13 protein-coding genes are annotated in these 15,109 nt (G+C 64.0%); 6 read left to right on the top strand and 7 right to left on the bottom strand.

What is annotated here, in order from left to right:
- From CAF78_RS25050 to CAF78_RS25040, 3 genes are all read left to right on the top strand, one after another.
- Nucleotides 1-270 (top strand): PAAR domain-containing protein, encoded by a 270-nt coding sequence (locus CAF78_RS25050; RefSeq protein WP_085679321.1) that lies wholly within the window; start codon nt 1-3, stop codon nt 268-270.
- Nucleotides 271-383: 113 nt separating this feature from the next.
- Nucleotides 384-1,943 carry a DUF2875 family protein gene (locus CAF78_RS25045; protein ID WP_085679318.1) on the top strand — a complete coding sequence of 520 codons (1,560 nt, stop codon included), beginning with the start codon at nt 384-386 and terminating at the stop codon, nt 1,941-1,943.
- Complete coding sequence (locus CAF78_RS25040) at nt 1,940-2,209, top strand: PAAR domain-containing protein (protein ID WP_085679315.1); 270 nt, start codon at nt 1,940-1,942, stop codon at nt 2,207-2,209. The genes CAF78_RS25045 and CAF78_RS25040 overlap by 4 nt, the downstream gene beginning before the upstream one ends.
- A gap of 188 nt (nt 2,210-2,397) precedes the next feature.
- Here the strand turns inward: CAF78_RS25040 and CAF78_RS25035 are convergent, their stop codons facing one another.
- From CAF78_RS25035 to CAF78_RS25005, 6 genes are all read right to left on the bottom strand, one after another.
- Nucleotides 2,398-2,886 (bottom strand): hypothetical protein, encoded by a 489-nt coding sequence (locus CAF78_RS25035; RefSeq protein WP_085692107.1) that lies wholly within the window; start codon nt 2,884-2,886, stop codon nt 2,398-2,400.
- 629 nt (nt 2,887-3,515) lie between these two features.
- Nucleotides 3,516-5,051: a DHA2 family efflux MFS transporter permease subunit gene (locus CAF78_RS25025; protein WP_085679309.1), complete on the bottom strand. Its 1,536-nt coding sequence runs from the start codon at nt 5,049-5,051 to the stop codon at nt 3,516-3,518.
- Nucleotides 5,048-6,241 carry an HlyD family efflux transporter periplasmic adaptor subunit gene (locus CAF78_RS25020; RefSeq protein WP_085679306.1) on the bottom strand — a complete coding sequence of 398 codons (1,194 nt, stop codon included), beginning with the start codon at nt 6,239-6,241 and terminating at the stop codon, nt 5,048-5,050. The genes CAF78_RS25025 and CAF78_RS25020 overlap by 4 nt, the downstream gene beginning before the upstream one ends.
- A gap of 30 nt (nt 6,242-6,271) precedes the next feature.
- Nucleotides 6,272-6,745: a MarR family winged helix-turn-helix transcriptional regulator gene (locus tag CAF78_RS25015; RefSeq protein WP_085679303.1), complete on the bottom strand. Its 474-nt coding sequence runs from the start codon at nt 6,743-6,745 to the stop codon at nt 6,272-6,274.
- A gap of 112 nt (nt 6,746-6,857) precedes the next feature.
- Nucleotides 6,858-7,487 carry a response regulator transcription factor gene (locus tag CAF78_RS25010; RefSeq protein WP_085679300.1) on the bottom strand — a complete coding sequence of 210 codons (630 nt, stop codon included), beginning with the start codon at nt 7,485-7,487 and terminating at the stop codon, nt 6,858-6,860.
- Nucleotides 7,488-7,499: 12 nt separating this feature from the next.
- Entirely contained in the window at nt 7,500-8,906 is a 1,407-nt protein-coding gene (locus tag CAF78_RS25005; protein ID WP_085679297.1) for a sensor histidine kinase, read from the bottom strand.
- A gap of 194 nt (nt 8,907-9,100) precedes the next feature.
- On the opposite strand from CAF78_RS25005, the gene CAF78_RS25000 reads away from it, so the two are divergent.
- The 3 genes from CAF78_RS25000 to CAF78_RS24990 all read left to right on the top strand — a co-directional run bounded on the left by CAF78_RS25000 (nt 9,101) and on the right by CAF78_RS24990 (nt 13,680).
- A complete protein-coding gene (locus tag CAF78_RS25000) occupies nt 9,101-10,723 on the top strand; it encodes an acyl-CoA synthetase (RefSeq protein WP_085679294.1) in 1,623 nt (540 codons plus the stop codon).
- Nucleotides 10,724-10,741: 18 nt separating this feature from the next.
- Nucleotides 10,742-12,511, top strand: coding sequence for an acyl-CoA dehydrogenase C-terminal domain-containing protein (locus CAF78_RS24995; RefSeq protein WP_085679291.1), 1,770 nt, complete (start codon nt 10,742-10,744; stop codon nt 12,509-12,511).
- A gap of 161 nt (nt 12,512-12,672) precedes the next feature.
- Complete coding sequence (locus CAF78_RS24990; protein ID WP_085679288.1) at nt 12,673-13,680, top strand: FecR family protein; 1,008 nt, start codon at nt 12,673-12,675, stop codon at nt 13,678-13,680.
- Between the two features lie 4 nt (nt 13,681-13,684).
- Here the strand turns inward: CAF78_RS24990 and CAF78_RS24985 are convergent, their stop codons facing one another.
- Nucleotides 13,685-15,004: a Na+/H+ antiporter family protein gene (locus CAF78_RS24985; protein ID WP_085679285.1), complete on the bottom strand. Its 1,320-nt coding sequence runs from the start codon at nt 15,002-15,004 to the stop codon at nt 13,685-13,687.
- Between the last annotated feature and the right edge of the window lie 105 nt (nt 15,005-15,109).

Genomic DNA, 15,109 nt, shown 5'->3' with positions numbered 1-15,109 from the left:
ATGAACCCTCCCATCTGTCTGGGCGACCCCACCAGCAGCGGGGGCAGCGTGCTGTCATGCCAGCTGGCTGGCACCCACACCGTCAACGGTAAAACGCCAGCCGTGCTGGGCGACAAGGCCAGTTGCCCGCTTCACCAAGGGGTTTTTGCCTTTGTCGAGGGGCATCCGAGTCGTCGCATGAACGGTAAGCCAGTGGTGCTGCAAGGCCATCGGCTGGCATGCGGGTGTCATGGGGTGGCCAGCCATGCGCTGAATGTGAGCGTTGAATAATCACGCGTTTCAGACCGCCCAGACTCAAACCTCATCAGCGGATCGCCAGAGTGCAGCTTGTGCTCTGGCTCTGCTTCATCTGGATTGTCCAACTCAAAGCACAGGAAGCCGGCATGGTACTTCGCGACATGAAACCCGTCATGGCCTGGGGCATTGCCGCTATTATCGGCTCGCTGCTGCTGATCTTCGGTATCCATTGGTGGGGCAATGCCCTGGCAAATGAGAAAGCAGAGTTGACCAGCTATCGAAGGCAAGTAGAGACCAAAATCGCCGAACGGCAGGCCACCCAGGTTAGAACCTACGCCTTGGAAATTCGGGGGGTGGGACTTGGGATCTATAAAGATGGCCAGTCCGAAATCTGGCAGTTCATCAAGAAGAAGAATGACAACTTCGCTTCAATTTACCCGCAGAACGCTAAAGACTACAACCCATCATTAACCGACAGGAAAAGCTCCAGAGATATCAAAGTTCGTATCGCATTCAAAAGTTCGGCAGGTCAAGCAGTAGCTTACTGGCCGATCCCGGTGTTTGCGTTAGGACCTCCCGCCCCCTACGAAAACGGTTTTAGAGCGGCGGGTCTGATCAATTCAGGGCGTAATGCTGCGACCTTGGGCGTTACTCAATTTCTGTGGCAAGACGATGAAAGCACGACCCATGCTCAAGGCATGATCGATCGACTGTTCACGTTTTTTGATGATAACCCCAAGGTGCCGCAAGCCTTGATCGCGAGCCGGGACGGTGACATGACACGAGATCTCTTTCGCAAACCCGGCACACCGGGGCTGCAATATGGCCACGTGGTTCCGACGATCTACGAAAGCGCGACTGGCCTGCTGGTCACGCGCTCGGACCGAGTGGACCGCTACATTCGCCCCTTCGTCACCCATGACGCCGAGGACAATCAGAACAAGAACTCTGACCTGGGCAAGCTGTGGGCGTTTTACTGGGACCGGGACAGGGCATTTATAGACTGGTATGAAACTGCCGAACACGCTAAAGGCGTCAAATTCTCGCTAGCCCCAGGCACCATGTCCACTGCCTACTGGCAATCGCAACTGCCCACCCTCTGGAAAACCATCAGTAACCGCGGCCCAGGCCATTTCGAACCGTCCCCCTGGCTGCCCGTGCGTTGGGCCGAGCACCAGCTGAAGGAGTTCGACGCAGCACCCGTGCTAGGTTACCTGCACCGTCCGATCAAGGTCTCGATGCAGGACGAACACGGCAAGCGCCTCAAACCCACGTTGCAGGCCAAGGCTTTGCAAGCGGGTTGGCTCAAGGCCCTCGACACCCTGCCCGACGGGCAAAAACCGCTGCGCGTGTTCTACGACACCACTGACAACACTGAAGCAGAAATCGCGCTGACCAACGCCTTGCACGGCCTCAATACCGATGGCCAAGGCCTGGACGTGGGCAATGTCGACGAGGGCTACGACATCGGTCGACGCCTGGGCAATACCGGCGTCAGCAGCGCACTGGTGGAGATCAACCTGGCCACCATCGCCAGCTACCTCGACGGCGGTGCCAGTGCCGTGGTGTACGCCGGCAGCGACGGCAGCCTCACCGTGCAGATGATCAGCCCGCCAGATGAGGCGCGCAAGGCGAAGAACCAGCAGAACCGTGGCGCTGACCCCTTCGAGTATGGCCTCCCAACCGGAGGGGTACCCAGGGCATGAACCCTCCCATCTGTCTGGGCGACCCCACCAGCACCGGGGGCAGCGTGCTGTCATGCCAGCTGGCTGGCACCCACACCGTCAACTGTAAAACGCCAGCCGTGCTGGGCGACAAGGCCAGTTGCCCGCTCCACCAAGGGGTTTTCGCTTTCATCGAAGGGCACCCAAGCCGACGCATGAACGGTAAGCCTTTGGTGCTGCAAGGCCATCGGTTGGCATGCGGGTGTCACGGCGTGGCCAGCCATGCGCTGAATGTGAGCGTTGAATAATCACGCGTTCTAGACCGCCCAGACTCAAACCAGCGGATCGCCGGAGTACAGCTTGTGCTCTGGCTCTGCTTGATCTGGATTGTCCAACTCTAAGCACAGGAACCGACATGGTACTTCGCGACATGAAACCCGTCATGGCCTGGGCATTTACGCAAGGTAAGTTGGGCGGACGCTTACCCTAGGCGGGCTTAGTCCTCTGTTCTAACTCGGTATAGTCCAGTTTCCCCAGCAACAACTCCCCCGTTGACGATCATCAAATAAGGGGTCTTTTGCGGGTACTTGGAGCGGTCGCGGCTTTTGCTCTCAGAAGGGTTGTCTGGGCTACCGGCCGGAAACTGCCAGAGTAAAACGTCGTCAGCTGATAATGCGCACGTTAGCGGAATCATTTTCCTTCCCTCCGCGAGCAGCTCTTTCTGTATATCTTCGGGTATGCCAACCTTCAGCGGCACGCGCTCCCAGTCGTCAGGTGAGTCACCTTGGACAAGCACTACAAAGCCGTTGCCATCTTTAACGATTTTCAAGACTGCTTCATTATCGGGACGATTGGCGAAACTACCGACAAATCCGTCACAGGCGTAATCAGCCGCCGTTGCTGTCGTGCCAAAGGTCAGTGCAATGAGCGAAAGAAGCGTAATACAGGTTACTTTCGAGACCGGCAAACGGAGAAATTTACGCATGAAAAGTCCTTTTTGGATGTAATTTGAATCAGGGCCATCACCAACAAGGGTCTTATTCTACGCGGTAGCGGTGGATCTGTCAGGCTACGAAGATATCAATGCGCTGCTGAAGTTTTGCAAGAAGGATCGCTGGGACTGCTGATTTATCAGGCTACTCCCGCTCCTTGCAACACCATATGTCGTTAAAAACGCGAGACGCATGACGAACTATTTAATTCTGCATTTCCAATACCCACGACCTCCAGACGCCTGCCGAGCAGCATTGGGATAAAGTTGTTAGGGGAATGCTGGTACCAGTGGACTGAAGCCAATAGTTGCTGACACGTAATGTGTATTCAGCGGACGCTTACGCTTCATCTTGCTCTTGCTCTTGCTCTTGCTTCTAGGCGCGCGGTAGTTCAGCAAACGCCGAATGCGACTTCAGGAGGCCGAGCGCCGGCCTTGCTCCCGGGAGGACCGCGCTGCAGGCCCCATCCTGGGGCCCAGCGCTTGACGGGCATCCATGCCCGTCACCTCCCTCCGCAAGACCTGCGTTCGGCCTCCTGAAGTCGCAATTTGCGTCGCCTGGACTATCGCGCGCTTAGAAGCCAAAGCCAAAGCAAAAGCAGAGCAAGAGCAACGCTACTGCTTCAATGCCCCGCCGAAGCTGGCCCAGCCTTGGCAGTAAACGGCGGCTTCGCCAACCACACCAGCAGAATCAACCCGGCAAACACCCAGGTCATCAAGGTGAAGTAATCCACCGTCGACATCATGTACGCCTGCGCATTCACGATCTGCTCCAGCTTCGCATAATTCTGCGAACTCGCCCCACCCAACTGCTCCAGCGTATGCCGCGTCGCCGGATCAAACTGGCTGATGTGCTCGCTCAAATAGGCATGATGCTGGTCCGCCCGGCGAATCCAGATCCAGGTCGTCAACGATGCGGCAAAGCTCCCCCCCAACGTGCGCAGGAACGTCGCCAGCCCCGAACCATCGGCAATCTGATGCGGCGGCAAATCCGACAACAGGATGCTCAAGGTCGGCATGAAGAACAGCGCCACGCCAATCCCCATGAACAACTGCACCAACGCAATGTGCTGGAAATCCACCTCGCTGGTGAACCCTGCGCGCATGAAGCAGCTGGTACCGATCGCCAGGAACGCCAGCCCCGCCAGCACCCGCAGGTCGAAGCGGTGCGCGTACTTGCCCACGAACGGCGACATGATCACCGGCAACAGACCGATCGGCGCCACCGCCAAACCCGCCCAGGTGGCGGTATAGCCCATCTGCGTCTGCAACCACTGCGGCAGGATCAGGTTGATGCCGAAGAACCCCGCGTAGCCACCGACCAGCACTATGGTGCCGATGCGAAAGTTACGGTGGGCAAACAGCCGCAGGTTGACCACCGGGTGGCGGTCGGTGAGTTCCCAGATGATGAAGATCGCCAGGAACACCACCGAAATCAACGTGCCGACAATGATGAACGACGACTCGAACCAGTCCAGGTCATTGCCCTTGTCCAGCACCACCTGCAACGCGCCCACGCCGACGATCAGCGTCAGCAGGCCGATGTAGTCCATCGGCTGGCGGCTGGTGACCACCGGCCGCGCGCGCATCTGCTGGCGCACCACGGCGGCGGCGAACAGGCCGATCGGCACGTTGATGAAGAAGATCCACGGCCAGCTGTAGCTGTCGGTGATCCAGCCACCCAGTATCGGCCCGGCAATCGGCGCCACCACCGTGACCATCGCCAGCAAGGCCAGGGCCATGCCCCGTTTGGCCGGCGGGTACACGGCAATCAGCAAGGTCTGGGTCATCGGGTACAAAGGCCCGGCCACCACCCCCTGCAACACCCGAAAGCCCACCAGCTCCGGCATCGACTGCGCCACGCCGCAAAGGAACGACGCCAGCACGAACAGCAACGTGGCCCAGATGAACAGTTTCACCTCGCCAAAGCGCCGGCTCAGCCAGCCGGTCAGTGGCAAGGCGATGGCGTTGCTCACCGCGAACGAGGTGATCACCCAGGTGCCCTGCTCGTAACTCACCCCCAGGTTGCCGGAAATGGTCGGCAGCGCCACGTTGGCGATGGTGGTGTCGAGCACCTGCATGAAGGTCGCCAGCGACAACCCGATGGTCGTCAGCAACAGGCTCGGCGGGGTGAACTGGGCCGGAGCGTTGTTGCTCATCGCTGGGCCGTCTTGCCGGTGGCGCTGTTTTCGTGGATCAACCGGGCGATCAGGTCGTCGGCCTCGACCAGCTGGCGGTCATACACCTGGGTGGTGTAGCTGGCCTGCTGCGGTGGCTGCTGGGCCAGGGTCGGGCCGCTCTGGTCGTGCAAGTCGACCTCCACCACGGTGGACAGGCCGATACGCAGCGGGTGGTCCTTGAGCTGGTCTGGGCTCAGGTGAATGCGCACCGGCACGCGCTGGACGATCTTGATCCAGTTGCCGGTGGCGTTCTGTGCCGGCAGCAGGGCGAAGGCGCTGCCGGTACCGGCGCCGAGGCTGTCGACCGTGCCGCTGTACTTGACCTCGCTGCCATACAGGTCGGCGCTGATGTCCACCGGCTGGCCGATGCGCATGTCGCGCAGCTGGGTTTCCTTGAAGTTGGCGTCGATCCACACCTCGTCCAGCGGGATCACCGCCATGGTCGCGGTGCCCGGCTGCAGGCGCTGGCCGAGCTGCACGGTGCGCTTGGCGACATAGCCGGTCACCGGCGCCACCAAGGTGGTGCGGGCGTGGTCGAGGTAGGCCTGGCGCAGGTCCGCCGCGGCCGCCATCACCTCAGGGTGCGAGGACACCACGGTGTCGTCGACCAGTGCGGTGCTGGTGTTGAGTTGCTGGCGCGCGCTGTTGACGGCGGCCTGGGCCACGGTCAGGTCGTCACGGGCATGGGAGATTTCTTCCGCGGCGATGGCGCCGCTGTCGGCCAGCACCTTGCGCCGGTTGTAGTTCTGCTGGGCCTTCTGCAGCTCGGCCTGGCGGGTTTCCAGCTGGGCCTTGAGCGAGTCGACGTTGCTGTACAGCCCACGCACCTGGCGTACCGTGCGGGCAAGCTTGGCCTCGGCGGACTGCAGGGCCACCTCGCTGTCGGAAGGGTCGAACTGCAACAGCACCTGGCCGGCATGCACCAGGTCGCCGTCATCGGCGCCGATGCTGGTGACGGTGCCGGTCACCAGCGGGGTGATCTCCACCACGTTGCCATTGACGTAGGCGTCGTCGGTGCTTTCGTGCCAGCGCCCGACCAGGCTGTACCAGGCCCAGGTGCCCGCGCCGGCGAGCAGCACCAGCAGCAGCAGGCCGAACAGCCAGGCCTTGCGCTTGCCCGACGCGGGCGCGTCGGCGGGGGGAGTTGAGGTGTCTGCGGGAGTGGCCATGACAATACCTTGGAATATGCGTAACAGGGATCAACGATCGCCGAAGCGGCGGATCGTCAGCGGGTCGCCGGCACCCAGCAGGACCTTGGCCAGCAGACCTTCGAGGGTCTTCAGCTCGTCTGGCTGCAGCACGCCGACCAGTTCGTTCATCGCCGCCGCGCCAATCTCAGGCAGGCGGTCGGCCAGGCGCTGGCCATCGGCGGTCAATGCCAGGCGCACCTGGCGGCGGTCATCGGCGCAGCGGTTGCGCAGGATCAGGCCCTTCTGCTCGAGGCGGTCGAGCATGCGGGTCATCGAACCACTGTCCAGGCCCAGGTAGCGGCACAGTTCGGCCGGGGTATCCACCTCGTACTGGGTGACGATGATCAGCACCTTGAACTGTGCGGCGGTGACGCCCTCCGATTCGAGGTGCCAGTCGAGAATGCGGTCCTTGAGGATCGCCGCACGGCCCAGCAGCATGCCGATGGCGCAGGTCTGGAAATTTTCCGGGGTGAAATGGGACATCGGGGTCTGCTCGGGCAATTGTTTAAAAATATTACTGCCTAGGCAGTGAATGTCAAAGCTTTGATTAGGGTGCTATGCAAATTTTCATGAAACGGCCGTTGCCGCCGACGTTTCACAGCGCGCGCAAACCCAGTGCCTGCACTGCCCGGCAGGCAATCGCCATGCCTACCAGTTCGGCCAGGCTGCCCGCCTGCAAGCGCTTCATCACCCGCCCCCGGTACAGGTCCACGGTCTTCACACTGATGCCCAGCCGCTCGGCAATTTCGCGGTTGCTCAGGCCCTGGGCCAGCGGCACGAACACGTCGCGCTCGCGGGGCGTCAGGGCATCCAGGCGTGCCTGCACCGCGGCCAGCACCTGGTCGCCCTGGCGCGCCTGCCCTGCCCGCTCCAGCGCTGCCTGCACACTGTCGAGCAGCAACTGGTCGCTGTAGGGCTTCTCGATGAAGTCGCTCGCCCCGGCCTTGAACGCCCGCACCACGATCGGCACATCGGCATGGCCGCTGACGAAAATCACCGGTATCTGCAGGCCGCGCTCGCGCAGTGCCTGCTGCACCGCCATGCCGCCCAGCCCGGGCATGCGCACATCGAGCAGCACGCAGGCCGGCCCATCGTCCACACAGGCATCGAGAAACGCCTGGCCGCTGGCGAACGGCACGCCCTGCAGGCCTACCGACTCCAGCAACCACACGGTCGAATCACGCATGCCCTGGTCATCGTCGACCACATACACCTTTGCTTGCACCCTGCCCTCTCCTTATCCCCGGTTCACTGCCAGACGGCAGCACAACACCAGCCCACCCGCCTCACCCGCACGCGCCCAAAGGCTGCCGCCAAACCCTTCGATCAGGCTGCGGCTCATGCTCAGGCCCAGGCCCAGGCCGTCGGCCTTGCTGGTACTGAACGGGGTGAAGATCTCATCCAGGCGCTCGGTGGCCACGCCCGGCCCCTGGTCGGCGACCTCGATCAGCACCCCGTCGCCCTCGCGCACGGCGCCGAGCAGGATACGTGACGGCTGCGCGCCGTGCTGCTCGCGGTTGGCCTCGATGGCATTGCGCAGCAGGTTGAGCAGCACTTGCTCGAGCAATACCCGGTCAGCAAACACCGCCGGCAATGGCCCGCCGATGCGCAGTTCGACAACGACCTGGTCGCGCGCCGCTTCCCAGGCGCACAGGCGCATGGCTTCGGCCGCTACCTCGGCCACTTCCACCGCCTGCAGGCGCCGTGGCCCCTTGCGCAGGAAGGCGCGCAGGCGGCGAATCACCTCGGCGGCGTGGGTTGCCTGCTCGGTGATGCGCTGCAGGCCCTGGCCGACCCGCTCACGCGCCTGCGGGTCGCGCTCCAGGCCTTGCAGGTAACGCTGGCTGGCATTGGCATAGTTGACCACCGCCGCCAGCGGCTGATTCATCTCGTGGGCGATGCCCGACGCCAGTTCGCCCAGGGTGGCGAGCCGGGCGCTGTGGGCCAGGTTTTCCTGGGCCTCGATGCGCAGGGTGATGTCACGCGACACGCTGACCACCTCCACCACGGCGCCGGTGTAGGTCTCGCGGATCGCCCGGCTGGCGATCTCGAACCAGCGATACCCGCCGCCGGCATGCCGCACGCGGCAGGTCAGGGTGTGGTAACCGTCCTGGTCCAGGGCGGCGGCGGCCTGGCGCAATACCTGGCGCCGCTCGCGCGGGTGCAGCAAGGCCCGCACCGGCATGCCGCGCAGCTGCTCTGGCCACAGGCCGAGCAGGCGGTAGGCAGCTGGTGAGGCGTCGAGAAAACGGCCGTCCGGGCTGTGCCGGGAAATCAGGTCGGTAGTGTTCTCGATGATCAGCCGATACAGGCGCCGGGCGCGGCTGGCTTCACGCGCGCCCTGGCGCTCTTCGCTGGCATCGCGGCAGCGGGCCAGTACCCGCTGGCCCTGGTCATCGGGGATGAAGGTCCACAGCAGAATGCGTTCGCCAACCTGTTTTTCCACATCGGCGATTGCCCGGTGCTGGCGCAGGCAGGCACGCACCAGCGCTGCACAGTTGCTCGGCAGCCAGTCGGCCAGTGCCGTGCCAGCGCCAGTCAGCGCCTGCAAGGCCGGGTTGCTTGCCAGTGCCCGGGCATCGGCGGCCAGCAGCACACTGGGTTGTGGGTCCTTGGCGAGCAAGGGTGAAAGGGTCTGGTCCACTGTCGGCGCTCGTTCTTATAGTAGTTTTACTATATTGCTATAGTCGATATTCCAACTACGATAGCGGTTCGCGTAAAACTGCGACAGGGGCAAGCGGCCATCGGCGCGCTGCCCGCACCCTGATCAGAGCTAACAATCAGCCACCGGGGGGCCACACGCACAGGCTGCGTCTGCCTCCCCTACAGGACTACCGTATGTCGATCTTCGCCCAGGGCCTGATGCCCGCTGCCGTCAACCACGTCGCCCTCACCCCGCTGAGCTTCATCGAACGGACCGCCGCCGTGTACGGCGATTACCCTGCCGTGATCCACGGCGCCATTCGCCGCGACTGGCGCCAGACCTACCAGCGCTGCCGGCGCCTGGCCAGCGCCCTGGCCGGGCGCGGGGTCGGCCGCGGCGACACGGTGGCGGTGATGCTGCCGAACATCCCGGCCATGCTCGAAGCGCACTTCGGTGTGCCGATGATCGGTGCCGTGCTCAACACCCTCAACGTGCGCCTGGATGCCGAAGCCATCGCCTTCATGCTGCAGCATGGCGAGGCCAAGGTGCTGATCACCGACCGCGAATTCCACACGGTGATCACCGCCGCCCTGGCCTTGCTCGAACACCCGCCGCTGGTGGTCGATGTGGATGACCCCGAGTACGGCGAAGGCCGTGCGGTCAGCGACCTGGACTATGAAGCGCTGCTGGCCGAAGGCGACCCGGCATTCGCCTGGGAATGGCCCGAGGACGAATGGCAGGCGATTTCGCTGAACTACACCTCGGGCACCACCGGCAACCCCAAGGGCGTGGTCTATCACCACCGCGGCGCCTACCTGAACGCCATCGGCAACCAGATGACCTGGGCCATGGGCCACCGCCCGGTGTACCTGTGGACCTTGCCGATGTTCCACTGCAACGGCTGGTGCTACCCCTGGACCATCACCGCACTGGCCGGCACCCACGTGTTCCTGCGCCGGGTCGACCCGCAGAAGATCCTCACCCTGATCCGCGAACACCGGGTCAGCCACCTGTGCGGTGCGCCGATCGTGCTCAACGCCCTGGTCAACATGCCCGAAGCCGCCAAGGCCGCCATCGAACACCCGGTGCAGGCCATGGTCGCCGGTGCCGCCCCACCGGCCAAGGTCATCGGCGCGGTCGAGCAGATGGGCATCCGGGTCACCCACACCTATGGCCTGACCGAGGTCTACGGGCCAGTCACCGTCTGCGCCTGGCATGAAGCATGGGACGACCTGCCGCTGGAGGAGCGGGCGCGGATCAAGTCGCGCCAGGGCGTGCGCTACCCCACCCTCGACGGCCTGATGGTCGCCGACCCACAAACCCTGCAACCGGTGCCGCAAGACGGCAACACCCTGGGCGAGATCTTCATGCGTGGCAACACGGTGATGAAGGGCTACCTGAAAAACCCCGAGGCCACCGCCGAGGCCTTCCGCGGCGGCTGGTTCCACACCGGCGACCTGGCCGTGTGGCACGCCGACGGTTATGTCGAGATCAAGGACCGGCTCAAGGACATCATCATCTCCGGTGGCGAGAACATCTCGACCATCGAAGTCGAGGACACCCTGTACAAGCACCCTGCCGTGCTGGAAGCCGCCGTGGTGGCCCGCGCCGACGACAAGTGGGGCGAAACGCCCTGCGCCTTTGTCGCCCTCAAGCCCGGGCACGAGCATACCCGCGAGAGCGACATCATCAGCTGGTGCCGCGAGCACCTGGCCGGGTTCAAGGTGCCGAAGACCGTGGTTTTCGGCGAGCTGCCCAAGACCTCCACCGGCAAGATCCAGAAATACGTCCTGCGCGACCGCGCCAAGGCCCTGTGAACCGTTATCGAGCCTGATATGACCGACTACACCGCTCCATTGCGCGACATGCGCTTCATCCTCCATGACGTGTTTCAGGGCCCCGCCCTGTGGGCGCGCTTGCCCGCCCTGGCCGAGCGCGTCGATGGCGAAACCGCCGATGCCATTCTTGAAGAGGCCGCGAAGGTCACCGGCCAGCTGATCGCCCCGCTCAGCCGCAATGGCGACGAACAAGGCGTGCGCTTCGACGCAGGCCAGGTCACCACCCCGGACGGCTTTCGCGACGCCTGGCGGACCTACCGCGAAGGCGGCTGGGTCGGCCTGGGCGGCAACCCGGCGTACGGCGGCATGGGCATGCCGAAAATGCTCGGCGTGCTGTTCGAAGAAATGCTCTACGCCGCCGACTGCAGCTTCAGCCTGTATTCGGCCCTGAGCGCCGGCAGCTGCCTGGCCATCGATGCCCATGCCAGCGAAGCGCTGAAGGCCACCTACCTGCCGCCGCTGTACGAAGGCCGCTGGGCCGGCACCATGTGCCTGACCGAACCCCACGCCGGCACCGACCTGGGGCTGATCCGCAGCCGCGCCGAACCCCAGGCTGACGGCAGCTACCGCATCAGCGGCAGCAAGATCTTCATCACCGGTGGCGAACAGGACCTGACCGAGAACATCGTCCACCTGGTGCTGGCCAAGCTGCCGGACGCCCCCGCCGGGGCCAAGGGCATCTCGCTGTTCCTGGTGCCCAAGTATCAAGTGGCCGCCGACGGTAGCCTCGGCCCGCGCAACGCCGTGCACTGTGGCTCGATCGAACACAAGATGGGCATCAAGGCCTCGGCCACCTGCGTGATGAACTTCGACGGTGCCAGCGGTTACCTGGTTGGTGAGCCGAACAAGGGCCTGGCGGCGATGTTCACCATGATGAACTACGAGCGCCTGTCCATCGGCATCCAGGGCATTGGCTGCGCCGAGGCGTCGTACCAGAGCGCCGCGCGCTATGCCAACGAGCGCCTGCAGAGCCGCGCCGCCAGTGGCCCGAAGGCGTCCGAAAAGGCAGCCGACCCGATCATCGAACATGGCGATGTGCGGCGCATGCTGCTGACCATGCGCGCCCTCACCGAAGGCGGCCGTGCCTTTGCCGCCTATGTCGGCCAGCAGTTGGACCTGGCGCGCTACGCCGAGGATGGCGGCGAGCGCGAGCATGCCCAGCGCCTGGTCGCACTGCTGACCCCGGTGGCCAAGGCGTTCTTCACCGACAATGGCCTGGAGAGCTGCGTGCTCGGCCAGCAGGTGTACGGCGGCCATGGCTACATCCGCGAATGGGGCCAGGAGCAACGGGTGCGCGATGTGCGCATCGCACAGATCTACGAAGGCACCAACGGCATCCAGGCCCTCGATTTGCTCGGGCGCAAGGTGCTGGCCGATGGCGGCCAGGCGCTGGCCTGCTTCGCCGCCGAAGTGCGGGCTTTCAGCGCCGGGGCACCACTGCACCGCGAAGCCCTGCAAGCCAGCCTGGCGCGCCTGGAGGCCACCAGCGAATGGCTGCGCGCCCGGGCAGGCGAGGACGCCAACCTGGTCAATGCCGTGGCGGTGGAATACCTGCACCTGTTCGGCCTGACCGCCTACGCCTACATGTGGGCGCGCATGGCGGCGGTGGCCCAGGCCAGGCACGCCGAAGACCCGGGCTTCCATGGCGCCAAGCTGGCCTGTGCGGCGTTCTTCTTCCAGCGCCTGCTGCCGCGCAGCCTGGCCCTGGAGGCCAGCATCCGCGCCGGTAGCGCCAGCCTGTACGCGATGGCGGCCGAGCAGTTCTGAGCCGGCAAGGGAGCGCTTCGCGCTTGCCGCGAAGCGTTCTCAAACGCTGGAAATCCCTTGCGAAACCGACGAAAAACCCACATAACTGATAGTCATTCGCCATTACCTCGGTTCTCGGGAACCCCTTTGCAGGGGTAGAATGCGCAAAACCCGGAGCCACGATGAACCACGACCGCCTCAATCCCAGCCCAGACGATGCCATCACCGACGCCGCCGCGCACTGGTGCATGCGCCTGCACGCCGACGATTGCACGCTGGACGAACGTGAAGCGTTCGCCCGCTGGCTGGCGGCCGACCCGCGTCACGCCGAGGAATACCAGGCAATGCTGGAAATCTGGCAAACCGCCGACCACTTGCCCCGCACCGCCACGGTCATCGACTTCAACCCGCCTGCCCGGCACGTGCCACGGGCACGCAACTGGCGGCCGCTGGCGTCGGCTGCGGCGCTGGCCCTGCTGGTGTTGCCGCTGGCCGGCTGGGTGGGTTGGGAGCAAGGCTGGTTGCCCAACCACTACCAGCATTTCGAAGCCGGTAACGACATGCAGACCGTGCAGTTGAGCGACGGCAGCACGGTCGAGCTCAACCTCCACACTGAACTGACCTACCTCAACTACAAGGACCAGCGCCAGGTCACGCTCAAACGTGGCGAGGCGTTCTTCAAGGTGCAGCACGACAGCAGCCACCCGTTCATCGTCCGCGCCGGCAATGGCCAGACCCGCGTCACCGGTACCCAGTTCAATGTGTGGAAGTACCAGGACCAGGTCAAGGTCACGCTGGTGCAGGGTTCGGTGCTGGTCAGCAGTGATGGCAGCGCCGGCGGCTACCGCCTTGGCCCTGGCATGCAAGCCAGCTACCACACCGGCGACTTCGAGCCGCAGCTGGCCGAGAACGACGACTACGACAACAGCCTGGCGTGGCGCAATGGCAAGCTGGTGCTCGACAACCTGAGCCTGGAACAGGCCCTGCCGGTGATCAACCGCTACCTCGACGCCCCGCTGCTGCTGGCCGACCCTGGCACCGGGCGCATCCGCATCAGCGGCATCTACAACACCCGCGAGGTCGGGCGGCTGGTGGACAACCTGCCCAAGGTGCTGCCGATCTACCTGACCCGCAGCAAGGACGGCAGCACCGTCCTCAACAGCATCTCGCCACCGCCCAACAAGGGCTGACGCCCTACAGCGTCATCGCCGCGAGCCAGCCGAACGCCAGCAACGGCAGGTTGTAGTGGATGAAGGTGGGGACCACGGTGTCCCAGATATGGTGGTGCTGGCCATCCACGTTCAGCCCCGAAGTCGGGCCGAGGGTCGAGTCCGACGCCGGCGAGCCGGCATCGCCCAGGGCCCCTGCGGTACCGACGATGCACACCGTGGCCAGCGGGTCGAAGCCCAGTTGCACGCACAGCGGCACGAAGATCGCCGCCAGGATCGGCACCGTCGAGAACGACGAGCCGATGCCCATGGTCACCAGCAACCCCACCAGCAGCATCAGCAAGGCGCCAATGCCCTTGCTGTGGTCGATCCATTGCGCCGAGGTCTCGACCAGGCTCTTGACCTCGCCGGTGGCCTTCATCACATCGGCAAAGCCCGAGGCGGCGATCATGATGAAGCCGATCATGGCCATCATCTTCATGCCTTCGGTGAACAGGTCGTCGGTGTCCTTCCAGCGCACGATGCCCGACAACGAGAAGATCAGAAAGCCGACCATGGCGCCGATGATCATCGAGTCCAGCCACAGTTGCACGATGAACGCCGCAGCGATCGCCAGCCCCGCCACCAGCAGGGTCAGCGGGTTGTACTGCACGCTGACCTGCTCGACCTGCTCGATGCGCGCCAGGTCGTAGTCGCGTTTCTTGCGGTAGCTGATGAACACCGCCAGCAGCAGGCCGACGAACATGCCGGCCGCCGGAATGGCCATGGCATGGGTGACATTGACCCCGCTGATATCGACCCCGGCGCGGGCGACGTTGGCCAGCAGGATTTCGTTGAGGAAGATGTTGCCGAAGCCCACCGGCAGGAACATGTACGGCGTGATCAGGCCGAAGGTGATCACGCAGGCGATCAGCCGGCGGTCGATGCGCAGGCGCGTCAGCACGTACAGCAGCGGTGGCACCAGCAGCGGGATGAAGGCGATATGGATGGGCAGGATGTTCTGTGACGACACCGCCACCACCAGCATCAGGCCGATCAGCAGCCATTTGACCTTGCCGCCGTTGGCATGGCCCTGGCGGTCGATCATGTTCAGCGCGCGGTCGGCCAGGGCATGGGCCAGGCCCGACTTGGCGATGGCCACGGCGAAGGCGCCGAGCAAGGCGTAGGACAGTGCCACCGTGGCACCGCCACCGAGGCCGCCATTAAAGGCCTTGAGCGTGCCTTCGATCCCCAGGCCGCCGACCAGGCCACCGGCCAGGGCGCCGATGATCAGGGCGATGACCACGTGCACGCGGGACAGGCTGAGTATGAGCATGATGCCGACGGCGGCGATCACTGCGTTCATGGTGTGGGGTTCCTCATAGCGGCAGACAAAAAAGCGCGCACTCTGACGGAGTGGGAGGGAGATGTCAAAAGCGCCATATTGCGGCGTATTTCGCTGTGACTTTAA

It is taken from the genome of Pseudomonas sp. R28(2017), from assembly GCF_002112505.1.
Classification (GTDB): domain Bacteria; phylum Pseudomonadota; class Gammaproteobacteria; order Pseudomonadales; family Pseudomonadaceae; genus Aquipseudomonas.
The sequence above is the reverse complement of the archived record's forward strand: the minus strand, read 5'-3'. Positions and strand labels throughout refer to the sequence as shown.

What these genes read in the sequence shown, in the direction of transcription:
- CAF78_RS25050 (WP_085679321.1), top strand. Translation starts at nt 1, where the DNA reads ATGAACCCTCCCATCTGTCTGGGCGACCCCACCAGCAGCGGGGGCAGC.
- CAF78_RS25045 (WP_085679318.1), top strand. Translation starts at nt 384, where the DNA reads ATGGTACTTCGCGACATGAAACCCGTCATGGCCTGGGGCATTGCCGCT.
- CAF78_RS25040 (WP_085679315.1), top strand. Translation starts at nt 1,940, where the DNA reads ATGAACCCTCCCATCTGTCTGGGCGACCCCACCAGCACCGGGGGCAGC.
- CAF78_RS25035 (WP_085692107.1), bottom strand. Translation starts at nt 2,886, where the DNA reads ATGCGTAAATTTCTCCGTTTGCCGGTCTCGAAAGTAACCTGTATTACG.
- CAF78_RS25025 (WP_085679309.1), bottom strand. Translation starts at nt 5,051, where the DNA reads ATGAGCAACAACGCTCCGGCCCAGTTCACCCCGCCGAGCCTGTTGCTG.
- CAF78_RS25020 (WP_085679306.1), bottom strand. Translation starts at nt 6,241, where the DNA reads ATGGCCACTCCCGCAGACACCTCAACTCCCCCCGCCGACGCGCCCGCG.
- CAF78_RS25015 (WP_085679303.1), bottom strand. Translation starts at nt 6,745, where the DNA reads ATGTCCCATTTCACCCCGGAAAATTTCCAGACCTGCGCCATCGGCATG.
- CAF78_RS25000 (WP_085679294.1), top strand. Translation starts at nt 9,101, where the DNA reads ATGTCGATCTTCGCCCAGGGCCTGATGCCCGCTGCCGTCAACCACGTC.
- CAF78_RS24995 (WP_085679291.1), top strand. Translation starts at nt 10,742, where the DNA reads ATGACCGACTACACCGCTCCATTGCGCGACATGCGCTTCATCCTCCAT.
- CAF78_RS24990 (WP_085679288.1), top strand. Translation starts at nt 12,673, where the DNA reads ATGAACCACGACCGCCTCAATCCCAGCCCAGACGATGCCATCACCGAC.
- CAF78_RS24985 (WP_085679285.1), bottom strand. Translation starts at nt 15,004, where the DNA reads ATGAACGCAGTGATCGCCGCCGTCGGCATCATGCTCATACTCAGCCTG.